The sequence below is a fragment of the Streptomyces sp. NPDC002867 genome (assembly GCF_053591895.1).
In genome coordinates, this window is sequence record NZ_JBSFUR010000043.1 from 30874 (window position 1) to 53831 (window position 22958).

21 protein-coding genes and 1 tRNA gene are annotated in these 22958 nt (G+C 69.7%); 2 read left to right on the forward strand and 20 right to left on the reverse strand.

Features of this window, described 5'->3' with window-relative positions; genetic code table 11:
* Nucleotides 1–116: 116 nt before the first annotated feature.
* The 20 genes from ACWD0A_RS28340 to ACWD0A_RS28435 all read right to left on the reverse strand — a co-directional run bounded on the left by ACWD0A_RS28340 (nt 117) and on the right by ACWD0A_RS28435 (nt 20967).
* The gene (locus ACWD0A_RS28340; protein WP_451302619.1) at nt 117–932 is read right to left on the reverse strand and encodes a F0F1 ATP synthase subunit delta; all 816 of its coding nucleotides are present in this window, start codon (nt 930–932) and stop codon (nt 117–119) included.
* Nucleotides 929–1477: a F0F1 ATP synthase subunit B gene (locus ACWD0A_RS28345; protein ID WP_177147596.1), complete on the reverse strand. Its 549-nt coding sequence runs from the start codon at nt 1475–1477 to the stop codon at nt 929–931. Before ACWD0A_RS28345 ends, ACWD0A_RS28340 begins: the two co-directional genes overlap by 4 nt.
* A 41-nt stretch (nt 1478–1518) precedes the next feature.
* Nucleotides 1519–1755: an ATP synthase F0 subunit C gene (atpE, locus tag ACWD0A_RS28350; RefSeq protein WP_147988146.1), complete on the reverse strand. Its 237-nt coding sequence runs from the start codon at nt 1753–1755 to the stop codon at nt 1519–1521.
* 72 nt (nt 1756–1827) lie between these two features.
* Nucleotides 1828–2598: a F0F1 ATP synthase subunit A gene (gene atpB / locus ACWD0A_RS28355; RefSeq protein WP_177147844.1), complete on the reverse strand. Its 771-nt coding sequence runs from the start codon at nt 2596–2598 to the stop codon at nt 1828–1830.
* A gap of 274 nt (nt 2599–2872) precedes the next feature.
* Nucleotides 2873–3310 carry a hypothetical protein gene (locus ACWD0A_RS28360; RefSeq protein WP_177147595.1) on the reverse strand — a complete coding sequence of 146 codons (438 nt, stop codon included), beginning with the start codon at nt 3308–3310 and terminating at the stop codon, nt 2873–2875.
* A 354-nt stretch (nt 3311–3664) separates the two neighbouring features.
* Nucleotides 3665–4999 carry an MraY family glycosyltransferase gene (locus ACWD0A_RS28365; RefSeq protein WP_451302622.1) on the reverse strand — a complete coding sequence of 445 codons (1335 nt, stop codon included), beginning with the start codon at nt 4997–4999 and terminating at the stop codon, nt 3665–3667.
* 100 nt (nt 5000–5099) lie between these two features.
* Nucleotides 5100–6359, reverse strand: coding sequence for a serine hydroxymethyltransferase (locus tag ACWD0A_RS28370; RefSeq protein ID WP_451302624.1), 1260 nt, complete (start codon nt 6357–6359; stop codon nt 5100–5102).
* A 133-nt stretch (nt 6360–6492) separates the two neighbouring features.
* Nucleotides 6493–7143 carry an arsenate reductase/protein-tyrosine-phosphatase family protein gene (locus tag ACWD0A_RS28375; protein ID WP_177147592.1) on the reverse strand — a complete coding sequence of 217 codons (651 nt, stop codon included), beginning with the start codon at nt 7141–7143 and terminating at the stop codon, nt 6493–6495.
* Nucleotides 7144–7171: 28 nt separating this feature from the next.
* Entirely contained in the window at nt 7172–7819 is a 648-nt protein-coding gene (locus ACWD0A_RS28380; protein WP_177147591.1) for an L-threonylcarbamoyladenylate synthase, read from the reverse strand.
* A gap of 268 nt (nt 7820–8087) precedes the next feature.
* Nucleotides 8088–8933, reverse strand: coding sequence for a peptide chain release factor N(5)-glutamine methyltransferase (prmC, locus tag ACWD0A_RS28385; protein WP_451302627.1), 846 nt, complete (start codon nt 8931–8933; stop codon nt 8088–8090).
* A gap of 42 nt (nt 8934–8975) precedes the next feature.
* A complete protein-coding gene (prfA, locus tag ACWD0A_RS28390; RefSeq protein WP_451302629.1) occupies nt 8976–10055 on the reverse strand; it encodes a peptide chain release factor 1 in 1080 nt (359 codons plus the stop codon).
* A 107-nt stretch (nt 10056–10162) separates the two neighbouring features.
* Complete coding sequence (rpmE, locus tag ACWD0A_RS28395; RefSeq protein ID WP_005311879.1) at nt 10163–10387, reverse strand: 50S ribosomal protein L31; 225 nt, start codon at nt 10385–10387, stop codon at nt 10163–10165.
* A 201-nt stretch (nt 10388–10588) separates the two neighbouring features.
* Nucleotides 10589–11674, reverse strand: a complete 1086-nt coding sequence (locus ACWD0A_RS28400; protein WP_451302631.1) for an LCP family protein — start codon at nt 11672–11674, stop codon at nt 10589–10591.
* 188 nt (nt 11675–11862) lie between these two features.
* Complete coding sequence (rho, locus tag ACWD0A_RS28405; protein WP_451302633.1) at nt 11863–13869, reverse strand: transcription termination factor Rho; 2007 nt, start codon at nt 13867–13869, stop codon at nt 11863–11865.
* A 390-nt stretch (nt 13870–14259) separates the two neighbouring features.
* A complete protein-coding gene (gene thrB, locus ACWD0A_RS28410; protein ID WP_451302635.1) occupies nt 14260–15180 on the reverse strand; it encodes a homoserine kinase in 921 nt (306 codons plus the stop codon).
* Nucleotides 15181–15525: 345 nt separating this feature from the next.
* Nucleotides 15526–16596, reverse strand: coding sequence for a threonine synthase (gene thrC / locus ACWD0A_RS28415; protein ID WP_451302637.1), 1071 nt, complete (start codon nt 16594–16596; stop codon nt 15526–15528).
* Between the two features lie 7 nt (nt 16597–16603).
* Nucleotides 16604–17896 carry a homoserine dehydrogenase gene (locus ACWD0A_RS28420; RefSeq protein WP_307713416.1) on the reverse strand — a complete coding sequence of 431 codons (1293 nt, stop codon included), beginning with the start codon at nt 17894–17896 and terminating at the stop codon, nt 16604–16606.
* Between the two features lie 95 nt (nt 17897–17991).
* The gene (gene lysA, locus ACWD0A_RS28425; RefSeq protein ID WP_451302639.1) at nt 17992–19383 is read right to left on the reverse strand and encodes a diaminopimelate decarboxylase; all 1392 of its coding nucleotides are present in this window, start codon (nt 19381–19383) and stop codon (nt 17992–17994) included.
* Nucleotides 19384–19397: 14 nt separating this feature from the next.
* Nucleotides 19398–20375: an ArgS-related anticodon-binding protein NrtL gene (gene nrtL / locus ACWD0A_RS28430; RefSeq protein ID WP_451302641.1), complete on the reverse strand. Its 978-nt coding sequence runs from the start codon at nt 20373–20375 to the stop codon at nt 19398–19400.
* Between the two features lie 145 nt (nt 20376–20520).
* Nucleotides 20521–20967: a response regulator gene (locus tag ACWD0A_RS28435; protein WP_451302643.1), complete on the reverse strand. Its 447-nt coding sequence runs from the start codon at nt 20965–20967 to the stop codon at nt 20521–20523.
* Nucleotides 20968–21161: 194 nt separating this feature from the next.
* Here ACWD0A_RS28435 and ACWD0A_RS28440 point away from each other — a divergent pair.
* Both ACWD0A_RS28440 and ACWD0A_RS28445 read left to right on the forward strand, forming a co-directional pair.
* Nucleotides 21162–21233 (forward strand) — tRNA-Arg (locus tag ACWD0A_RS28440).
* Nucleotides 21234–21618: 385 nt separating this feature from the next.
* Nucleotides 21619–22152 carry a zinc-ribbon domain-containing protein gene (locus tag ACWD0A_RS28445; RefSeq protein ID WP_451302645.1) on the forward strand — a complete coding sequence of 178 codons (534 nt, stop codon included), beginning with the start codon at nt 21619–21621 and terminating at the stop codon, nt 22150–22152.
* The last annotated feature ends 806 nt before the right edge of the window (nt 22153–22958 follow it).

The window sequence follows — 22958 nt, forward strand, 5'->3', positions numbered from 1 at the left end:
TGTTGGGCCCGAAGTTTCTTTGGGGGTCTGGGGGCCGACCCCCAGGAATCTTCTGCAATCTCTGCACGGCCCAACCGGGCCGCTGGTCTTGCCAATTCAGTTGTGGCTGAGCCGTGTCAGCCGGCGATCCGACGCTTGGCGTCGTCGAGCCGCTCCGAGATGGTGCCGTTGATGACCTCGTCACCGACGCGCACCGAGATCCCGCCGAGGACCTCGGGGTCCACCTCGAGATTCAGGTGCATCTCGCGGCCGTACATCCGCGCCAGACCCGCGCCGAGGCGCTGCTTCTGCGCGTCGGTCAGCGGCACCGCGGAGGTGACGACGGCGACCATCCGGTTCCGGCGCCCCGCGGCCAGCTTGGAGAGGGACTCGAGTCCCGCTTCCAGGCTACGTCCCCGCGGGTGCGTGACGAGACGCACGACCAGACGCTCGGTGACCTGCTCGGCCTTGCCGCCGAGCAGGCTGCTCAGCAGCTCGCTCTTGGCGGCGGCGGTGGCGGACCGGTCGGTCAGCGCGGACCGCAGCTCGGTGCTGGACGAAAGGATCCGGCCGAACCGGAACAGCTCGTCCTCGACGTTGTCGAGCGCACCGGCCTGCTGGGCCGCCGTGAGGTCTGCGGTGTTCGCCAGCTCCTCGAGCGCGTCGACCAGGTCGCGCGACTGCGACCAGCGGGCGCGGACCATGCCCTTGATCAGGTCGACGGTCTCGCCGCCCACCTGGCCGCCGAACACACGGCCCGCCAGCTCGGCCTTGGCCGCGCCGGCCTGCGCCGGGTCGGTCAGGACCCGACGCAGCGACACCTCACGGTCGAGCAGCGCGGTGACGGCGGCCAGCTCGCCGGCGAGCTTCGCCGCGTCGACCGACGTGTTGTCGGTCAGCGCGTCGAGGGACTCGTGCGCGGCGGCCAGCGCCTCGCGGCTGGCTCCGTTCATCGTGCGACCTCGGCCTTCGCCTCGAGCTCGTCGAGGAAGCGGTCGATGGTGCGGCTCTGCCGGGCGTGGTCCTCGAGGGACTCACCGACGAGCTTGCCGGCCAGGTCGGTGGCGAGCTTGCCCACGTCCTGACGCAGCGCCGCGGCCGCGGCCTTGCGGTCGGCCTCGATCTGGGCGTGGCCGGCCGCGATGATCTCCTCACGCTGCCGCTGGCCTTCCGCCTTCATCTCAGCGATGATCGCGGTGCCCTGCTCGGTGGCTTCCTGGCGCAGCCGTGCGGCCTCGTGGCGGGCCTCGGCGAGCTGGGCCTTGTACTGCTCCAGGACGCTTTCGGCCTCGATCTTGGCCGCGTCCGCCTTCTCCATGCCGCCTTCGATGGCTTCGCGACGCTCTTCGAGAACACGGTTGATGTTCGGGAGGAGCTTCTTCGCGAAGAAGAAGAAGACGATGGCGAAGGCGATCGTGCCGACGAGCAGCTCGGGGCCCGGCGGAAGGAGCGGGTTCTGCTCCTCCGTGGCCGCCAGCTGAACGATGTTGGCGATCACATCAGTGCCTTTCGTCGAAAAGTGTCGTCAGTGAGAAGTGATTACTGACCGAACACGAACGGCATAACGATGCCGATCAGGGCGAGCGCCTCACAGAAGGCGAAGCCCAGGATCTGGTTGGCACGGATCAGGCCGGCAGCCTCGGGCTGACGGGCCAGGGCCTGGGTGCCGTTGCCGAAGACGATGCCGACGCCGATGCCGGGGCCGATCGCGGCGAGGCCGTAGCCGATGGAGCCGAGCGAACCGGTGACCTGGGCGAGGGTCTCAGTGGCAGCCATGCTGATTCTTCCTTTTCATGTACGGACCGGTGGGGGTTGACCACCGGACGTTTTCGGGGTCCGTGCTGAGGCTCAGTGGTGCTCGGCGAGAGCGCCCTGAATGTAGGTGCAGGCCAGGAGGACGAAGACGTACGCCTGGACGGCCTGCACGAAGAGCTCGAAGACGATCATGGCCATGGTCATCACGAACGAGACACCGGCGGCCGGGATCATGTAGCTGTTCAGCAGGTACCAGGAGGCGACGGTGAACATCACCAGCATCAGGTGACCGGCGAACATGTTGGCGAAGAGTCGCACCGCGTGCGTGAACGGGCGGACGAGCAGGTTCGAGAAGAACTCGATGAACGAGACCAGCCACTTGATCGGGCCGAGCGAGTTGTCGTAGCCGGTGATGTTCTTCCAGCCGCCGACGAAGCCGTGACGCTTGAAGGTCAGCGACACCCAGATCACGTACACCAGCAGGGCGAGCACGGCCGGGTAGGCGATGATCGACGACACCGGGAACTGCGCCAGCGGGACGACGGACCAGACGTTCATGATCCAGACGAAGAAGAAGATCGAGACCATGAGCGGGACGTACTTCTCGCCCTCGCGCTTGCCGAGGGTCTCGTAGACGATGCCGCGGCGTACGAAGTCGTAGCCGGCCTCGCCGATCATCTGCAGCTTGCCCGGCACGACCTTCGCCTTGCCGAAAGCCATCGTGAAGAACGTGACGATCAGCAGCGTGGTGATCAGCGCGAGCAGCATCACCTTGTTGAACTCGAAGCCGCCTACGTGGAACATCGGCTTGAAGAGGAAGGAGTGCAGGCCCGGCGCCGGAAAGCCACAGCCGTTGTCGGCCAGGATGCGGCAGCTCCAGTCAAAGGCGAGCGTGGTCTGTTCAGCACTCACCGCGGGCTCCTTCGGCGTGACGCATGGGTTCGGCAACCTCGTTGTGTCGGAGCGGCGCGCAGCCGCGAGTCGGCACCGGACTGGTGTTTCGGATGTGGGGGCGGCTCTCAGGCATCAAAGCCTCGCGATCGAGCAGGCGTCAGCTCGGATGCCCGCGCCCGCAGTGCCGCAGTTGGCACCGGACGATAGCAGGGTCTCGAACGGGTATTTATCCCGGCCCTACCTGTCACGTCGAGGACCCCGTCTTCTCGCCCTGACGGGAATCAGACGGTTCGGGCTCAACGTAGAGGATCTTGGCCTTCATGTGGGCGCGGGCCTGAGCCGCCACCCAGACGACCGTGGCCGCGACCAGTGTCACAGCGAAGGCCTTGGGGTTGAACAGTGTCGTGTCCTTGAAGACGGCGACGAAGACGAACAGCACGAGCAGCTGCGTCGTGTAGAGCATCAGGCCCATCGCCTGGAAAAGCTGCGGGAACTGCTTTGCGGTCCGCTGCAGGACGAGGACGCCGATCCCCATGAAGAGGATGACCACCAGCGCGGCCACGACCGCGCCCAGCGCACCCTTTCCACCGGCGACCACCCCACTGATCACGGCGGCGATGACGCCGGCGGCAGCGGTGGGTACGACGGTGGGAAGAAGTGAGCGTGCGTCGTTGGACGGCATGGCGGCAGCTCCGCTTGCTGGTGGGGGCAGTGGTGTCGTCATGGACGAGCGTAGGCCCGGTCCCGAGATGGGCCTCGGGGGCCAACGGACCGTCGCACTACGGTCCTTCGGCGCTGTCTCCGGGTCTCGTGAACGGTATCACAAACTATTTGATGAGGTCTTTACCCAGAGGTGTGCCAACTCTCACACATGAGAGTGACGCCGCGCGTGTGTGCACGACAAAACACCGCATTGCCTGCTATACCGAACGCTCGCTCGGCACATCGGTCGGCTTTCACCGGAACGAGGGGTGTCGCAAATGCCCGGATCCATGAGGCGGCAGGCCGGATAGCGACGCACCGGCCGCGTGGGAGCTCAGCGCGCAGAGCCCGCGTTGTCCCGTTCGCGGAAGCGGGAGCGGCCGCCGATCGCCGTCGCCCCGTTCGCACCGCTCACACCCACGCCCACCGGGACCCTCGGCTCGTCCTCGTACGACGAGGACGGCGTGCCCGGCGACGGCGTGATCGCCGTCCTCGCCGGCCTGCGGCGGCGGTAGCGCGGCGGGACGAAGGACTCCGCCCACCGCGGCGCCCTCGGTGTGAAGCGCGGCAGGAGCAGCAGGACCAGGCCCACCGCGCTCAGCGCCACGATCACCAGCACGATCCACATCGACGCCGAATGCACGGAGTAGGCGACCGTGCCGAACGCGATCAGCGCCGACCAGAAGTACATGATCAGCACCGCGCGGCTGTGGGAGTGGCCGATCTCCAGCAGGCGGTGGTGGAGGTGGCCGCGGTCCGCGGCGAACGGCGACTGGCCGCGCCACGTGCGGCGCACGATCGCCAGCAACAGGTCCGCGACCGGCAGCGCCGTGATCGTCAGCGGCAGCAGCAGCGGGATGAAGACCGGGAGCATCGCGTGCGTCGCCGCACGCTCGCCGCCCACGAAGATCCCCAGCCGGTCCGGGTCGACCTGGCCCGTGATGGAGATGGCGCCGGCCGCCAGCACCAGACCGATCAGCATGGACCCCGAGTCGCCCATGAAGATCCGGGCCGGATGCATGTTGTGCGGCAGGAAGCCCAGGCACATGCCCATCAGGATCGCGGCGAACAGCGTCGCGGGGGCGGCGGACTCGATCCCGTAGCCGTACCAGAGGCGGTAGGCGTACATGAAGAACGCGCCGGAGGTGATGCACACCATCCCCGCCGCGAGCCCGTCGAGGCCGTCCACGAAGTTGACGGCGTTGATGGTGAGGACCACCAGCGCGACGGTCAGGAGATTGCCCTGCCAGGCGGTCAGCGAGACGGTGCCGACGCCGGGCACCGGGATCCACAGGATGGTCAGGCCCTGCACGACCATCACCCCGGCGGCGATCATCTGCCCGCCGAGCTTGATCAGCGCGTCGATCTCGAACTTGTCGTCGAGGACACCGATCAGCCAGATCAGGGCCGCGCCCGACAGCAGGGCACGCGGTTCGTTCGACAGCTCGAAGACGTCGTTGAGGTTCGCCAGGTGGTCCGCGAAGAGCAGACCCGCGCACAGACCGCCGAACATGGCGATACCGCCGAGCCGCGGTGTCGGTTCCCGGTGCACGTCACGCGCACGGATCTCCGGCATCGCGCCGGCGGCGATGGCGAACTTCCGCACCGGTCCGGTCAGCAGATAAGTCACTGCGACCGTGACACAGAGCGTCAGCAGGTACTCGCGCACTGATTCCCCATGTGTTGGACGACGCGCCGCTCCACACCTTAAGACATGGGACGACTGAGGACGGCCGGCAGTTGCACGGCCTCCACAGCCTCCGCCCGCCTCAGCGCGGGTACGGCGGGAAGCTCCCGGTGAGCTCCCGTACCCGGTCGAGTACCCGCCCGTCCTCGTGAACCGCCGCCCCGAACAGCGTCGCGATCCGCGCCATCTCCGGCCGGCCCATGCCCTGCGTGGTGATCGCGGCCGTCCCGAGCCGGATGCCGCGGCCGTCCCCGTACGGGAGGGCACATGTGTCGAGCACCATGCCGGCGGCGGCCAGCCGGCCCCGCGCGGTGCGGCCGTCGACGCCGAGACCGGCCGGGTCCGCGCCGATGATGTGCGTGTCCGTACCGCCCGTCAGAACCGCGAAGCCCTCGGCCGCGAGGCCCTCGGCGAGCGCCCTGGCGTTGGCGACCACCTGATGGGCGTACGCCCGGTACGCGGGCGTCGCCGCCTCGCCGAAGGCGACGGCCTTGGCAGCGATGGTGTGCATCTGCGCGCCGCCCTGCGTGAACGGGAACACCGCGCGGTCGATGCGGTCCGCCAGTTCGGCCCCGCACAGGATCATGCCGCCGCGCGGGCCGCGCAGGACCTTGTGCGTGGTGGCGCAGACCACGTCGGCGTACGGGACGGGACTGGGCGCCGCGCCGCCCGCCACCAGCCCGATGGGGTGCGCCGCGTCGGCGATCAGATAGGCGCCCACCTCGTCGGCGATCTCGCGGAAGGCCGCGTAGTCGGGGTGGCGCGGGTAGGAGATCGAGCCGCAGACGATCGCCTTCGGCCGGTGCTGGCGGGCCAGGTGGCGTACCTGGTCGTAGTCGATGAGGCCGGTCTCGGCGTCGACGCCGTACGCGACGAAGTCGAACCAGCGCCCCGAGAAGTTCGCCCGCGAGCCGTGCGTGAGGTGCCCGCCGTACGGCAGCCCCATCGCGAGGACGGTGTCGCCGGGCCTCAGCAGTGCCGCGTACGCCGCGAGAACCGCCGAGGACCCCGAGTGCGGCTGCACATTGGCGTGTTCGGCACCGAACAGAGTCATCGCCCGCTCGACGGCGAGCCGTTCGGCGGCGTCCACCAGCTCGCAGCCGCCGTGGTGGCGGGCGCCCGGATAGCCCTCGGCGTACTTGTTCGCGAGGGGCGAGCCGAGGGCCGCGAGGACCGCGGGCGAGGTGAAGTTCTCCGCCGCGATGAGCTGCAGCGATGCGGCCTGTCGCTGCGCCTCGGCGAAGAGGATGTCGGCAGCCTGCGGGTCCTGGCGGCGCAGCGCCTCGAAGGACGGGCTGTCGTAGACGGCCGGTACGGAACGCACTTCAGGAGTGACGGACATGGCGACTCCGGTCGTCGTCGAGGTGCTGGCGGCACCCTCCAATGTAGGACCGGGGCGGGGTGCGCGCGCGGTGTACGGCCGGACCGGTTCGGACGGCCGCCGAAGGCCGCCCGCTGCCGCGGCGCACCGGACGTCAGCCCCGCGACTCCACACCCGTGAGCGCGGTGACCACGGGGTCCAGCGCCTGGTGGATCTCGTCGCCGATCGAACGGAAGAACGTGATCGGGGCGCCGTACGGGTCGAACACCTCGTCCGCGTCCGGGCTCGGCGCCAGCAACCACCCGCGTAGAGCCGCGGCCGCGCGCACCAGCGCACGCGCGCGCTCGACCACGCCGTCCTCCCGCGGGTCGGGCAGCGTGGCCGGGTCGATGGCCCGCACGAGCCGGGTGAACTCCTTGAGCGTGAAGGTCCGCAGGCCCGCCGAGTGCCCCATCGATATCACCTGGGCGCGGTGGTCGCGGGTCGCGGTGAGGACCAGGTCCGCGCGGATGACGTGCTCGTCGAGCAGTTCGCGGCCGACGAAGCCGGTGGCGTCGGCGCCGAAGTCCGCGAGGACGATCTCCGCGTTGGCCTCCATCGGGGCGCCCTCGTGGCCCCAGGTGCCGGCGCTCTCCACGATGAGGCCGCCCGTGAGGGGATCGCCGAGGCGGTCGCTCAGGGCATGGCGGGTCAGCCGCTCGGTGATGGGCGAGCGGCAGACGTTGCCGGTGCTGACGTGGAGGATGCGGAAGGTCGACGCGGTTCTGCCGGATTCCGCTATGCCACGCCCCTCAGGGGCGGTCACTGGGCCCGCCCCCGGATGCTCGCTCGCCTCACGGAGCCACCTCGAGGTCGGGTACGACCTTGCGCAGCTCGTCCGCCGAGAGTGCTCCCTCGCGCAGCAGGACCGGGACCTTGCCCGTGACGTCGACGATGGAGGACGGCACGATGCCCGGGGTCGGGCCGCCGTCGAGGTAGACGGAGACCGAGTCGCCGAGCATCTCCTGCGCGGCGTCGCAGTCCTCGGGCGAGGGGTGTCCCGTGAGGTTGGCGCTGGAGACCGCCATCGGGCCCACCTCGGTGAGCAGTTCGATGGCGACCGGGTGCAGCGGCATACGGATCGCGACGGTCCCCCGGGTGTCGCCGAGGTCCCACTGCAGCGACGGCTGGTGCTTGGCGACGAGCGTCAGCGCGCCCGGCCAGAAGGCGTCGACGAGCTCCCACGCCTGCTCGGAGAAGTCCGTGACGAGCCCGTGCAGGGTGTTCGGGGAGCCGATGAGGACGGGCGTGGGCATGTTGCGGCCGCGTCCCTTGGCCGCCAGCAGGTCGGCCACGGCCTCGGAGGTGAAGGCGTCGGCCCCGATCCCGTACACGGTGTCGGTGGGCAGCACGACGAGCTCGCCGCGGCGGACCGCGGAGGCTGCTTCGCGCAGCCCGGTGGTGCGGTCCGTCGCGTCGTTGCAGTCGTATCGCCGAGCCATCAGCGGGCCTCCCTTTTCATGGTCACTCGGTTCTCCCCCAGCTTGCGGCGCGGGCACCCCCACGGGGCGCCGAAGACCCCGCCGACGGTCGACCGTGCTCGGTCGCTCACGCGGCGGCGGCCGCACGCGCGCCACAGCTCTCGCGCCCTCCGCGCTCCCCCGGCTGCCGCCGCTGGGTGGCGGGCGTGGAGGGCGTGCCCCCACGCCCTTTCGGCGGCGCCGCGCCTCTTCGATTCACTCGCTGCCGGCGCCTTCGGGGTCGACGCCGTCATGGCATCGCCTTGCGTGCGGTCGCGAACCGCGGCCGGTTGTTCAGGTCGGGGTGGTCGGCGGCGTCGGCCCAGCCGGATTCCTCGTTGAAGATCCACGGCACCTGGCCGCCCTGGGTGTCGGCGTGCTCGACGACGACGAGACCGCCCGGCCGCAGCAGCCGGTGCGCGGTGCGCTCGATGCCGCGGATGGTGTCGAGGCCGTCCTCTCCCGAGAACAACGCCATCTGCGGGTCGTGGTCACGCGCCTCCGGGGCGACGTACTCCCACTCGGTGAGCGGGATGTACGGCGGGTTGGAGATCACCAGGTCCACCTGGCCATCGAGCTCGGGCAGGGCGCTCAGGGCGTCGCCCTGGTGGACGGTGACCCTGGACCCCTCGGCGTTCTTGCGCGTCCACGTGAGGGCGTCCTCGGACAGCTCCACGGCGTGCACCCGTGAGCGCGGCACCTCCTGCGCCATGGCCAGGGCGATCGCGCCCGATCCCGTGCACAGGTCGACGATGAGCGGCTCGACGACGTCCATGGCCCGTACGGCCTCTATGGCCCAGCCGACCACCGACTCGGTCTCGGGCCTCGGCACGAAGACGCCGGGTCCGACCTGGAGCTCCAGGAAGCGGAAGAAGGCCCGTCCGGTGATGTGCTGCAGCGGCTCGCGCGCCTCACGGCGCGCGACGGCCTCCCAGTAACGGGCGTCGAAGTCCGCGTCCTTGACGTTGTGGAGCTCTCCGCGCTTCACACCGTGGACGTAAGCGGCCAGCTCCTCCGCGTCGAAGCGCGGCGACGGCACGCCGGCGTCGGCCAGCCGCTGGGTGGCCTGGGCCACCTCGGCAAGCAGCAGGTTCACGCGCCCACCCTTCCTGTGACGCTCGTGGGGACTGATCGCGGGCTACTGCGCGGCCGCGAGCTTCGCCGCGGAGTCCGCGTCGACGCACGCCTGGATCACGGCGTCGAGGTCCCCGTCGAGCACCTGGTCCAAGTTGTACGCCTTGAACCCGACGCGGTGGTCCGAGATCCGGTTTTCCGGGAAGTTGTACGTCCGGATCTTCTCGGACCGGTCGACGGTGCGGACCTGGCTGCGACGGGCGTCCGCCGCCTCCTTCTCCGCCTCCTCCTGCGCGGCCGCGAGCAGCCTGGAGCGCAGGATACGCATTGCCTGCTCCTTGTTCTGGAGCTGGCTCTTCTCGTTCTGGCAGGAGGCGACGATGCCGGTCGGCAGGTGCGTGATGCGCACGGCGGAGTCGGTCGTGTTGACGGACTGGCCACCGGGGCCGGAGGAACGGTAGACGTCGATCCGCAGGTCGTTGGCGTGGATCTCGACGTCGATCTCCTCGGCCTCGGGCGTGACGAGCACACCGGCCGCGGAGGTGTGGATACGGCCCTGGGACTCGGTGGCCGGCACGCGCTGCACGCGGTGCACGCCGCCCTCGTACTTCAGCCGCGCCCACACGCCCTGGCCGGGCTCGGTCGCGCCCTGGCCGCCCTTGGTCTTCACGGCGACCTGGACGTCCTTGTAGCCGCCCAGCTCGGACTCGGTGGCGTCGATGATCTCGGTCTTCCAGCCGACGCGCTCGGCGTAGCGCAGGTACATGCGCAGCAGGTCGCCGGCGAACAGGGCGGACTCGTCGCCGCCCGCGCCCGCCTTGACCTCGAGGATGACGTCCTTGTCGTCGCTGGGGTCGCGCGGGACGAGCAGCAGCCGCAGCTTCTCGGTGAGCTCCTCGCGCTGCTTCTCCAGGTCCTTCACCTCGGCGGCGAAGTCGGGGTCCTGCTGGGCGAACTCACGAGCCGTCCCGATGTCCTCACCGGCCTGCTTCCAGGAGCGGTACGTGCCGACGATGGGCGTCAGCTCGGCGTAGCGCTTGTTGAGCCGGCGCGCGTTCGCCTGGTCCGCGTGGACCGAAGGGTCGGCGAGCTTCTTCTCGAGGTCGGCGTGCTCGCCGACCAGTTCCTCGACCGCTTCGAACATCTCCGGGTTCCTGCTTCCGTACACGTGGGTGGCTGCTGCTCAGAACGGACAAAGCGCCGGTCCCGGCCGCCCCCGAGAGGACGGCCGACGACCGGCGCAGTGGCTCGCTACTTCTTGGCGGAGCCGGCAGCCTTGCCGAAACGGGCCTCGAAGCGGGCCACACGGCCACCGGTGTCGAGGATCTTCTGCTTGCCCGTGTAGAACGGGTGGCACTCGGAGCAGACCTCGGCACGGATGTTGCCGCTCTGGATCGTGCTACGGGTGGTGAACGACGCGCCGCAGGTGCAGCTGACCTGGGTCTCGACGTACTCGGGGTGGATGTCGCGCTTCAAGGTGTCTCCTAGATTCGGGAGGGCACCGGGTCGTACGCGCGGATTGCTCGTACGTGAACCGGGGCCGACGTACCAGTCTGCCAGGACCGGCCGTATCTCCCAAAACCGGGGTGGGGCCCGCAGTATTCCGGGCGCCTTCGGCGGGTACGGACGGCGCTTGCGGCCACCTGTCGTGCCGGAGCGGCTACGGTCCGGCAGCCGTCACCCGCCGCTGACCACGCCGGCGGCCTCGCCCTTGTCGCCGGCGGAGCCCTCGAGCGCGGCGGCGGGGATCGGCCTGTCCTGCTTGAGCGCCCGCCACACCTGTGTGGTGCCGGTCTCCACCGGGACGACGCGGTTGGGGTCGAGTGGGTCGTAGCGGACCGGCATCGTGACCATGTGGACGTCCTCGGCGCCGAGGGCGCTCAGCCCGCGGGCGAAGCCGACGAGCTCGTTGACGGAGTCGAGCTCGGAGTCCGGGGTGATCGCCTTGCTGCCGGTGTCGGCGAGGTCCAGGAGCTTCTTGGGGTTGCTGAAGACGCCGACGTTCCTGACCTGTTCGATGAACGCCTTCATGAACGCCTGCTGGAGCTGGATGCGCCCCAGGTCGCTGCCGTCGCCGACGCTCTTGCGGGTGCGGACGAGGCCGAGGGACTGCTCGCCGTCGAGCGTGTGGGTGCCGGGCGGGAGGCTGAGGTGGCTCTTGGGGTCGTCGATGGGGCGCGTCGTGGTGATCTCCACGCCGCCGAGTTCGTCGATGAGCTTCGTGAAGCCGGTGAAGTCGACCTCGATGTAGTGGTCCATGCGGATGCCGGACATGGCCTCGACGGTCTTGACGGCGCAGGCCGGGCCGCCGACCTCGTACGCCGTGTTGAACATCGCGCGGGGTGCTCCGGCGTGGACGGCGCCCTCGGTGTCGGTGCACTCGGGCCGCTCGACGAGGGTGTCGCGGGGTATGGAGACCACGCCGGCCTTCTTGTGGCCCTGGTAGACGTGCACGACCATCGCGGTGTCGGCGCGGGCGGCGCCTTCGTCGGTGCCGTACGCGCCGTTCGCGCCGGCGCGGGAGTCGGAGCCCAGGACCAGGATGTCCATGGAGCCGTTGTCGATGTTCTTCGGGCGTTCGGTGCCGAGGGCCTGATCGATGTCGACGCCCTCGAGATTTCCGTCGACCTTGATGTACACGTACCCGAGGCCGGAGCCGCCGACGAGGACGAGGGCGGCCGCCGACCATGCCGCGGCGGTCCACAGCCCGCGGCGTATGCCGCGGGCGCCGCGTATCCGGCCGCCACTGCTGCTGTCGGTCATGGTCTCCTCGGCTCTGTCGGACCGCTGCCCCTGGGATGACAGACGGTGAAGCGCCCGAAAGGGTTGCACGGCCTTCTGAGAAGTCCCTGAGAACGACGTGTGCCCACCGTGCGTCGCACGGTGGGCACAGTGGCCGGCGGCGGCGCAGGGACCCGTGACCGGGCCCCTGCTGCCGTGGCGAAGATCTCTCAGTCGTTGCCGTTGGCGATGCCGGGAGTGGTCTTCTGGATCTGGAGCAGGAACTCGGCGTTCGACTTCGTCTGCTTCATCTTGTCCAGCAGCAGCTCGATCGCCTGCTGCTGGTCCAGCGCGTGCAGCACGCGGCGCAGCTTCCAGGTGATCGCGAGCTCGTCGCTGCCGAGCAGGATCTCCTCCTTGCGGGTGCCGGACGCGTCGACGTCCACCGCCGGGAAGATGCGCTTGTCGGCGAGCTTGCGGTCGAGCTTGAGCTCCGCGTTGCCCGTGCCCTTGAACTCCTCGAAGATCACCTCGTCCATGCGCGAACCGGTGTCCACCAGAGCGGTCGCGAGGATGGTCAGGGATCCGCCGTCCTCGATGTTGCGCGCGGCACCGAAGAAGCGCTTCGGCGGGTACAGCGCGGTCGAGTCGACACCACCGGACAGGATGCGCCCGGAGGCCGGGGCCGCCAGGTTGTACGCACGGCCCAGGCGGGTGATCGAGTCGAGCAGGACGACCACGTCGTGACCCAGCTCGACGAGACGCTTGGCGCGCTCGATGGCCAGCTCGGCGACGGTGGTGTGGTCCTCGGCGGGGCGGTCGAAGGTCGAGGAGATGACCTCGCCCTTGACCGACCGCTGCATGTCGGTGACCTCTTCCGGACGCTCGTCGACGAGGACGACCATCAGGTGGCACTCGGGGTTGTTGTGGGTGATCGCGTTGGCGATCGCCTGCATGATCATGGTCTTGCCGGTCTTCGGCGGGGCCACGATCAGGCCGCGCTGGCCCTTGCCGATCGGCGACACAAGGTCGATGATCCGCGTGGTCAGCACACCCGGGTCGGTCTCCAGGCGGAGGCGGTCCTGCGGGTACAGCGGGGTCAGCTTGTTGAACTCGGGGCGGCCGCGGCCCGATTCGGGCGCCATGCCGTTGACCGAGTCGAGGCGGACCAGCGCGTTGAACTTCTCGCGGCGCTCGCCCTCCTTGGGCTGGCGCACGGCACCGGTGACGTGGTCGCCCTTGCGCAGGCCGTTCTTGCGGACCTGGGCGAGGGAGACGTACACGTCGTTCGGGCCGGGCAGGTAGCCGGAGGTCCGGATGAACGCGTAGTTGTCGAGGATGTCCAGGATGCCCGCGACGGGGATCAGGACGTCGTCCTCGGAGACCTGCGGCTCGCTGCTCGCGAAGTCGTCACGGCCGCGGCGGCCGCGACGGTCGCGGTAGCGGCCGCGGCGTCCGCGCCGGCCGCCGCCGTCCTCGTCGAAGTCGTCCTGCGGGCCGCCGCCCTGCTGGCCCTGCTGGCCGCCCTGGCGCTGCTGGCGCTGGCCGCCCTGCTGGTCGTCGCCCTTGCCGCGGCGGTCGCGCTGACGCTCACCACGGTCGCGGCGCTCGCCACGCTGGCCGCGCTCCTGACGGTCGCGGCGGCCCTCGCCCTCCTGGGCGCCGATGGCGGTCTCGGCCTTGGCGTCGCCCTGCGGCTCGGTCCTGACGTCGGTCTTGACGTCGACGGCCGTGTCGGTGCGCGCCTCGGTACGGGTCTCGGGGCTGCCCGCCTGGGCGGTCGCACGGCGACGGCGGCGCTCACCGGCCGGCTGTTCGTCGCTGGCCGGCTGTCCCGGGATCTCGATCTGCTGCTGGGCGACGGCCTTCTCGGCCTTGTCCGCCTTCTCCTCGGCCGGGGCGGCGGACTCCTCGCCCGTGCGCGCCTTGGAGGTGGTGCGGCGCTTCGGCTTCGTCGGCGCCTCGCCGGCGGCCTCCGCGCTCTTCGCCGGAGAGGCCCCGGTGCCGGCCTGCGCCTCCTTGATGACCTCGATCAGCTGGCTCTTGCGCATGCGCGCAGTGCCCCTGATGCCGAGGCCGGACGCGACCTGCTGCAGCTCGGCCAGGACCATGCCCTCGAGGCCGGTGCCGGAGCGGCGGCGCCGTGCGGTGGTGCCGGAGGCAGCACCTGCGGCGGGCGCGGCGGTGTCGACGTTGTTGTCGGCAGTCACGCCCATCAGATCGGTGGTGTCGCTCACGAAGGGTCCTTCCCTGGAGCGGACGTCGGCCTTCTGGCTCGGCGACCGGTTGTGCTGTCCGGCATCGGCCCGTCGCAGCGGACCGTGTCGGAGCGGTGGTCCCGCCGGTGCAAATCAACGGCGGAGAGATATACATGCATACGTGCAAGCCCGGCCCGAGGTCCCCCTGCTCGGCCCACTCCTGGGAAAAGCGAGGGGTGTCGTGCCGGTTCCGGAGCGTGCTCGAACTGCTCAGGCAGGCTGCTCAGGCAGTGTGGGAGGCTCTCGGAAGAATGGTGGTCCCGATGAGGGACACGCAGCACCGCGTCGTGATGACGACGGTTGCAGACTTGAGGTTAACACTACCGGCTCCAACAAACATTCCCCCTCTCACTCACCGGCAATCGCGTGTCACTGGGGAGCGAGCGGCAGAACGCTCGCGCCCGCGGCGTCGAAGGCGAGCCGGTTGGCCGCCCATCCCTCGCCCGCCAGCCGTGCGACCTTGTCGGCCACACCGTCCTCGGCCAGCGCGAGCACCGTGGGGCCCGCACCGGAGATGACTGCGGGGACGCCGTCGGCGCGCAGTCGGTTGACCAGCTCGATGCTCTCCGGCATGGCCGGGGCGCGGTACTCCTGGTGCAGCCGGTCCTCGGTGGCGGGCAGCAGCAGCTCGGGGCGCCTGGTCAGAGCCTCGACCAGCAGCGCCGCGCGGCCGGCGTTCGCCGCGGCGTCGACGTGCGGGACGGTGCGCGGCAGCAGTCCGCGGGCCGTCTCGGTCAGCACCGGCTTCGCGGGGACGAAAACCACCGGAACGACGGAATCGGCGGGGTCCATCCTGATCGCGCGCGCCGCTCCGGCCTCGGTCCACGCCAGGGTGAAGCCGCCGAGCAGACAGGCGGCCACATTGTCGGGGTGCCCCTCGATCTCGGTGGCGAGCTCCAGCAGCGCCGCGTCGTCGAGCTTCGCGTCGCCGCCTATGGTCACCGCACGCGCGGCGACGATGCCGGCGCAGATGGCCGCCGAGGAGGAACCGAGGCCGCGGCCGTGCGGGATGCGGTTGGCGCAGACGACCTCGAGGCCGCGCGGCTGCCCGCCGAGCAGGTCGAAGGCCGTGCGCAGGGAGCGCACGAGCAGGTGGCTTTCGTCGCGGGGCAGCGTCTCGGCGCCCTCGCCCGCGATGTCGATGTGCAGACCGGCATCCGCGACCCGGACGACGACGTCGTCGTACAGACCGAGCGACAGCCCGAGGGCGTCGAAGCCCGGACCGAGGTTGGCGCTGGTGGCGGGGACGCGCACCCGGATGGCGGCGGCACGGAACGCTGGACCGGCCATCGCTCGACGACTCTCCTTGGTTCTGAACTGTGAGATGTACGAGATTTGCTCGAGAGGACGAACACCCGATGGCCTCAATGGCAACAACACCGCGGCATATGCGGCGGGGCGGGTTCGGGTACAGCCTATCGAAGGAAGGTTCACCTGCGACATAGGGCGCACGGGAGGCGCACGATGCGTGTCGCGGGCTCCCCGTGCCCCTACCTGTGCCGTTGTCCCGGTTGCCCTACTTTCCAGTAGGGCAACCGGGCGGCCGCAAGGGGGCTTTGAGCCGGACCCCGGTCTGCGGGACCCGGCCCGCGGGGCGCCTGCCCGGCCGGTCGGGGCCGGGCAGGGCCGAAGGCTCTAGGCCAGGCCGAGGCGCTCGGCCGCGGCCCCGGCGTCCACCGGGACGGTGACCGGCTGGGGTGCTCCGGCGACGGCCCAGTCGGGGTCCTTCAGGCCGTTGCCGGTGACCGTGCACACGATCGTCTGGCCCGGGTCGACCTTGCCCTGCTCGGCGGCCTTCAGCAGACCGGCGACGGAGGCGGCCGACGCCGGCTCGACGAAGACGCCCTCCTGCGAGGCCAACAGGCGGTAGGCGCGCAGGATCTCACGGTCCGTCACCTCGTCGATGAAGCCGCCCGACTCGTCGCGCGCGGCGAGCGCCTGCTTCCAGGAAGCCGGGTTGCCGATCCGGATCGCGGTGGCGATCGTCGAGGGGTCCTTGACGACCTCGCCGCGCACGATCGGCGCGGAGCCGGAGGCCTGGAAGCCCCACATGCGGGGCGTCCGGGACGCCATCTTGTCGCCGGCGTACTCCGTGTACCCCTTCCAGTACGCCGTGATGTTGCCGGCGTTGCCCACGGGCAGCACATGGATGTCGGGGGCGTCGCCGAGCGCGTCGACGATCTCGAAGGAGGCGGTCTTCTGGCCCTCGATGCGGTACGGGTTGACCGAGTTGACCAGCGCCACCGGATAGTTCTCGGACAGGCTGCGGGCCAGGTTCAGGCAGTCGTCGAAGTTGCCGTCGACCTGGAGGATCTTCGAGCCGTAGACCAGCGCCTGGCCCATCTTGCCGAGCGCGATCTTCCCCTGCGGGACGAGCACCGCGCAGACCATGCCGGCGCGCACCGCGTAGGCGGCGGCCGACGCGGAGGTGTTGCCGGTGGAGGCGCAGATGACGGCCTGCGCGCCCTCCTCCTTGGCCCGGGTGATGGCCATCGTCATACCGCGGTCCTTGAAGGACCCGGTCGGGTTGGCGCCCTCGACCTTGAGGTGCACCTCGCAGCCCGTGCGCTCGGAGAGGACCTGCGCCGGAACGAGCGGCGTGCCACCCTCACGGAGCGTGACGACGGGCGTCGTGTCCGTGACCGGAAGGCGGTCCCGGTACTCCTCGATGATGCCGCGCCACTGGTGGGTGCCGTTGGTGGTCATGGGTCCCTTACTCCCCTTCAACACGCATGATGCTGGCGACACCGCGCACGGTGTCGAGCTTGCGCAGCGCCTCGACGGTCCCTGACAGGGCCGCGTCGGGCGCGCGGTGGGTGACGACGACGAGCGATGCCTCGCCGTCCTTGCCCTGCTGGCGCACCGTATCGATCGATACGCCGTGCTCGGCGAAGACCGTCGCGACCTGGGCGAGGACGCCCGGCTTGTCGGCCACGTCGAGGCTGATGTGGTACCGCGTCACCACGTCGCCCATGGGGCTCACGGGCAGCTGGGTGTACACGGATTCGCCGGGCCCCGTTGCCTCGGCGAGCTTGTTGCGGCAGACGGCGACGAGGTCGCCGAGGACCGCGGAAGCGGTCGGCGAGCCGCCGGCGCCGGGGCCGTAGAACATCAGCCGGCCGGCGGCCTCGGCCTCGACGAACACCGCGTTGTACGCCTCGCGGACCGATGCCAGCGGGTGGCTGAGCGGGATCATCGCGGGGTGCACGCGCGCGGTGACGGACTGCCCGTCGGCGGCGCGCTCGCAGATGGCGAGCAGTTTGATGGTGCAGCCCATGCGCTTGGCGGAGGCGAAGTCGGCGGCGGTGACCTCGGTCATGCCCTCGCGGTAGACGTCGTCGAGCCGTACGCGGGTGTGGAAGGCGATCCCGGCCAGGATGGCGGCCTTGGCGGCCGCGTCGAACCCTTCGACGTCGGCGGTGGGATCCGCCTCCGCGTACCCCAGGGCCGTCGCCTCGTCCAGCGCCTCGGAGTAGCCGGCCCCGGACGTGTCCATCTTGTCCAGGATGAAGTTCGTCGTGCCGTTGACGATACCGAGGACGCGGTTGACCTTGTCGCCCGCGAGGGACTCCCGCAGCGGCCTGATCAGCGGGATCGCGCCCGCGACGGCCGCCTCGAAGTACAGGTCGCGGCCGTGCTGCTCGGCGGCGGCGTAGAGCGTCGCCCCGTCCTCGGCGAGGAGCGCCTTGTTGGCGGAGACGACGGACGCGCCGTGCTCGAACGCCGTGGTGATGAGGGCGCGCGCCGGCTCGATGCCGCCGATGACCTCGATGACGACGTCGATGTCGCCGCGTTTGACCAGCGCGGTGGCGTCGGTGGTGACGAGCTCGTCGGGGATCCCGGCGCGCGCCTTCCCGGGGCGGCGCACGGCGACCCCGGCGAGCTCCACCGGGGCGCCGATGCGCGCGGCGAGGTCGTCGGCGTGCGTCGTCATGATGCGCGCCACCTCTGAGCCGACCACACCACAGCCCAGCAGCGCCACCTTCAGCGGACGCGTACGCATCATCCGACCTCGTTTCTCTTACTTCTACGGTTGGACCAGTCTCACCCACCGGACCGGAGTTTCTATCCCTCGTCCGGCATGCGAGACATCTATCTCAATTAACCGACGTCGAGACGCAGGAGATCTTCCTCCGTCTCACGCCGGACGATCACCCGCGCCTCGCCGTCCCTGACGGCGACGACGGGCGGGCGAAGTGCGTGGTTGTAGTTGCTGGCCATGGAACGGCAGTAGGCGCCGGTGGCCGGCACGGCGATCAGGTCGCCGGGCGCCAGGTCGGCCGGCAGGAACGCGTCCCTGACCACGATGTCGCCGCTCTCACAGTGCTTGCCGACGACACGGCTCAGCATCGGCGCCGCGTCCGACGTCCGCGACACGAGCGCGACGCTGTACTCGGCGTCGTACAGCGCGGTGCGGATGTTGTCCGACATGCCGCCGTCGACGCTGACGTACGTCCGCAGGCCCTCCAGCGGCTTGACCGTACCGACCTCGTACAGCGTGAACGCCGTCGGCCCGACGATGGCGCGGCCCGGCTCGACGGAGATACGCGGGGTGCGCAGCCCGGCGGCCTCGCACTCGCGGGTGACGATCTCGCCGAGGGCCTTCGCGATCTCGTGCGGCTCGCGCGGGTCGTCCTCGGGGGTGTACGCGATGCCGAGACCGCCGCCGAGGTCGATCTCGGGCAGCTCCACGCCGTGCTCGTCCCGCACCTCGGCCAGCAGCTGCACGACGCGGCGGGCGGAGACCTCGAAGCCGGCCATGTCGAAGATCTGGGACCCGATGTGGGAGTGGATGCCGATGAGCTCGAGACCGTCGAGCCTCAGCGCGCGGCGTACGGCCTCGGCGGCCTGCCCGCCCGCGAGCGCGATGCCGAACTTCTGGTCCTCGTGAGCCGTGGCGATGAACTCGTGCGTGTGCGCCTCGACGCCGACGGTCACCCGGATCTGGACCCGCTGCCGCTTGCCGAGGCCCTGCGCGATGTGCGCGACGCGGACGATCTCCTGGAAGGAGTCGAGCACGATGCGCCCGACGCCCACGCGCACGGCGCGCTCGATCTCGGCCTCCGACTTGTTGTTGCCGTGGAAGGCGATGCGCTCGGCGGGCATCCCGGCGTCGAGGGCGGTCGTGAGCTCGCCGCCGGAGCACACGTCGAGATGGAGCCCTTCCTCCTTCAGCCACCGGACGACGGCGCGCGAGAGGAACGCCTTCCCCGCGTAGAACACGTCGGCGTCCTTGCCGAACGCCTCGGCCCAGGCACGGCACCGGGCGCGGAAGTCGGTCTCGTCGAGGAAGTACGCGGGCGTGCCGAACTCCTCGGCGAGCCGGGTGACTTCGATCCCGCCGACGGTCACGACACCGTCCGTGTTCCGGGTGACGGTGGTGGACCAGACCTTGCCGTCGAGGGCGTTGAGGTCGGTGGGCGGAGCGGTGTAGTGGCCCTCGGGAAGGACGTCGGCGTGACGGGGCCCGGCGGGGTGGGCGGATCGGCTCATCTGTCTCTCACATCTCACAAGTATTCGGGTGCGCTGATGCCGAGCAGGGACAGGCCACCGGCGAGCACCGTCCCGGCGGCCTCGGCGAGGGCGAGCCGGGAGCGATGGGCGGCCGAGGGTTTCTCGTCCCCGACGGGCAGCACCGTGTGCTGGAAGGCGAGGAGCGCGTCGGCGGTGACGTCCAGGTGCCGCGCGAGCCGGTCGGGCGCGCGCAGCCGGGCCGCGTCGGCGACGACCGCGGGGTGGTCGGCGACGGCGGTGGTGAGGGCGGGGGCGTCGACGTACGCGTCGGGGGCGGCGCCGAAGCCGAGCGCGGCGGCACTCCGGCTGAGGGCCCTGGCGCGGGCGTGGGCGTAGCGCACCCGGTACAGCGGATTGCGCTCGTGCTGCACGAGGAGCCCCTCGGTCCGTGGCCGGTCGTGCGCGGCGACGGCGAGGAGCGCCCAGCGGGCGGCGTCGCTGCCGAGGGACTCGGGGAGGTGGCCGTGAGGGGCGGGGACGACCGTGACGGTCTCGCCGTCGAGGGGCCGTGCCCCCAGGCGCAGGAGGGCCTCGGCCCAGACGCGGGCGCGCAGCTCGTCGGCGTGCGCGAAGGCGGCCTCGCCGGGGCCGTCGGGCAGGGCGACGCTGTCGGGCTTGTCGGCGCTGCCGGGCATTCCGTACCGCTCGCCCTGGTCGCGCACTGTCGCGAGGAGCCGCTGCTGGGCGCTGCCTGCGAGGGTGAAGTTGAGGAACCCGGGCCCGGTGATCTCGATGCGCTCGATGCCGCCGGTGCGGCCGATCCGCTCCTTGAGGAGCGCGGCGACGTCACCGGCCGGCTGCCCGGCGGGACCCGCGAGCCGGAGGGCGACGTTGGTGGCGTAGTCCCCGCGCCCGCCGGGCCGGGGTCGCTCGATCCGCACGCTCTCGGGCACGGGCGCCCGCAGCACACCGTCCTCCACCGCACGGCACACGGCGTGCAGGACGGTACGGGAGAGCTCGGCGGGAGTCACGGGACAAGCGTATGGGAGGGAGGGGGTGGCTTTGCGAACCGGTTTCGCCATGCGGTCAGCGGGGCGCCGAGCCCCGGCCCGGGGCAGGTGATCAGCGGCAGCTGCGCCGAGCTCTGAGCCGGGGCGGTGATCAGCCGCCGGGGGGTCAGCCGCGGGTGCTGCCGGCCCGCCCGGCCTCATGCCTGCCGTCTACGGACGGCGGACCCTCCCGGCGCTCGCGGTGCATCAACTGCCGCACGATCCGGACGAGCTCGGCGGGCTCGAAGGGCTTGGCGAGAAAGGCGTCCACGCCCGCGGTGATCCCGGACTCGACCTCGTGCTGCGTGCACGCACTGATGATCGCGAGCGGCACGTGCCGGATCGCGGGATCGGCCCGCAGCCGCGCGGCGGTTCGCAGGCCGTCGAGCCGGGGCATGACGACGTCGAGGGTTATCACGTCCGGCCGTACCCGGTGGACGACGTCCAGACACTCGGCACCATCGGCCGCGGTCACGACCTCGAAGCCCTCCAGCTCGAGGTTGACCCTGATCAGCTGCCGAATCACCCGGTTGTCATCGACAACGAGGACTCGGCCGGACGCGTCGCCGGACACAACTCGAGAGTAGGTGGGCGAGCACGGCGGCGTCCGGCTTTTCCCCACTTCCGCCCCGTGCGGGGGACGCGGAGTCACGAGGGGGCGCAGGGGGCGCGTATCAAGGGGGCGTCACGGGCTGGAAATACCTGTTCACAGCGACCCTTCAGGAGCTGGTAGGGTTCTACCCGTCGCCACGCAGCAGCGGGGTGCACGCCCCCGTAGCTCAGGGGATAGAGCAACGGCCTCCGGAGCCGTGTGCGCAGGTTCGAATCCTGCCGGGGGCACTCGCCAAGCAGCCAGCGTGAATCAGCCGCTGACCAGGGCGAATGCCGACATGAGAGAGCGGGAGTCAGTCTCACTGACTCCCGCTCTTTCTGGTTGTCTCTCAGGGTTCGCGACACACCTCCGACACAGCGCCGGGGCACCGGGGCACCGGGCAGCCTCAACACGACTCGCGCGCCCCAGCGATCGCTCGTAGCCCCTGGTGCGTCCCCTTAGCTTGCGCAGGTTCAAACGAATCAGGCCCACCAGCACCACTCGGGCCGTACGATGCGCCTGCTGGAACCCGCCGGGGGAAAATGTCACAGGATTCTGCATTCATGTTGATCAGAAGACTGAAGGAGTTCGGCCGTCACTTCGCCATGGCCGGAGACTGCGAGCAGCTCAGCCGTGGCGGATCTGCACCCTGAACTAGCGCAAGAATTTGCAGGCAACCTAGAGAATGAACTCACTGTCTCACAACTCAAGCCACATAGCGGCTATAAATACCGCTGGCGCTGCGCCACATGCAACAACGCATGGGTAGCAACTCCACAGAATCGCGTATCCGGCAAAACTGGGTGTCCCGCCTGTTTTACAGCAAGGCGTGGTAAGTGGAAACGCAAGCCTAGGAATGCCGCCCAAACCGCACACCTTGCACTTGGGGAAATCGCTAAAGAGTTCATCAGAAATGAAACAACGCCTGATCACGATCTGACTATGCTCCGGCCCGGCTCTGCCGATAAGTGCACCTGGATGTGTTCCACATGCGGTTACATCTGGGTAGCCTCAGTCGCCTCTCGCGTTAACCCTCACACCGACACAATCCCCTTCGAGGCAGCGTCTACTGTGATCGGCTCAGCCCGTAAGTTGCTGCGAGCGGTCGGTACCACGGCGTTGGAACGAGCATGGCGAGATCGGCGGCAACTACGCCCGTCAGGGTGACGCAGTGCTGCGGCGCGCCCGAATGGATCACACGCAGGAGGGTTCTTTTGTTATCCCCATTCTGATCCCTCTTCCATACACGGAAGAGATTCCTGCAGAGGTCCATACGGCTGACCTCGAGCTATTTCAGGCTGCTCCAGAACCCTTCGAGCGTCGAGTGACGCGAACTTTGACGCAATCGCTAATGGCTGTCAAAGAAATCATCGTGGAGCCGGAATCGTCTCCAAGTGTGCGGGATTTGCATACCGTAGTTGCGCGAGGTGTCAGTAGGGAGTTTTGCTCCGCACTGGCAAAGATTCTCACAGAACCCTCGGTTAGCGAGTTCGAGACCATTTTCGATTGGGCCTCTGCCGTTCCTGCCCCGGCGACCATACCCGATTCTGTCTCCATTGAATCAGACGCTTCGGAGAAGATTGAAGAGGCTGCGGAAAAGCTGAAGAAGCATCGCATTGACTCTACGTCGTCGTTCTCGGGGAACATTGTGGAGTTGAGGCATGTGGGAGATGACCCGGCTTTGCGACCATCTCAACGGTGCGCAGGGGCAGGCGATCAGAGATTCGTGTTCGCCTCCCCGATGGGGCGTATCAAGAGGCTGTCATTTGGCATCGGGCGCGTCGGCCGGTCATCGTAGAAGGCGAGGTTAAGCACGGCACTGGAAGAAGACTCGTTGTGGAAGCTCCAGTCGATTTTCGCCCCATCGACGAGATACTAGGTTGCGTCCTGAGAGGTGGTGTACGGGCTCCCACCTGATCCGGGCGTTTGTCCTGGCGTCGGAGTGAGTGTCCGGATACAAGAACGGCCACCGG

Bases quoted from the DNA above. Each gene is read 5' to 3' on its own strand.
- atpE (WP_147988146.1), bottom strand. From the start codon at position 1,755: ATGGCTGCCACTGAGACCCTCGCCCAGGTCACCGGTTCGCTCGGCTCC.
- lysA (WP_451302639.1), bottom strand. From the start codon at position 19,383: ATGAGCCGATCCGCCCACCCCGCCGGGCCCCGTCACGCCGACGTCCTT.
- ACWD0A_RS28360 (WP_177147595.1), bottom strand. From the start codon at position 3,310: ATGCCGTCCAACGACGCACGCTCACTTCTTCCCACCGTCGTACCCACC.
- ACWD0A_RS28340 (WP_451302619.1), bottom strand. From the start codon at position 932: ATGAACGGAGCCAGCCGCGAGGCGCTGGCCGCCGCGCACGAGTCCCTC.
- ACWD0A_RS28380 (WP_177147591.1), bottom strand. From the start codon at position 7,819: ATGGCTCGGCGATACGACTGCAACGACGCGACGGACCGCACCACCGGG.
- ACWD0A_RS28420 (WP_307713416.1), bottom strand. From the start codon at position 17,896: ATGATGCGTACGCGTCCGCTGAAGGTGGCGCTGCTGGGCTGTGGTGTG.
- thrC (WP_451302637.1), bottom strand. From the start codon at position 16,596: ATGACCACCAACGGCACCCACCAGTGGCGCGGCATCATCGAGGAGTAC.
- ACWD0A_RS28370 (WP_451302624.1), bottom strand. From the start codon at position 6,359: ATGTCCGTCACTCCTGAAGTGCGTTCCGTACCGGCCGTCTACGACAGC.
- prfA (WP_451302629.1), bottom strand. From the start codon at position 10,055: ATGTTCGAAGCGGTCGAGGAACTGGTCGGCGAGCACGCCGACCTCGAG.
- thrB (WP_451302635.1), bottom strand. From the start codon at position 15,180: ATGGCCGGTCCAGCGTTCCGTGCCGCCGCCATCCGGGTGCGCGTCCCC.
- ACWD0A_RS28400 (WP_451302631.1), bottom strand. From the start codon at position 11,674: ATGACCGACAGCAGCAGTGGCGGCCGGATACGCGGCGCCCGCGGCATA.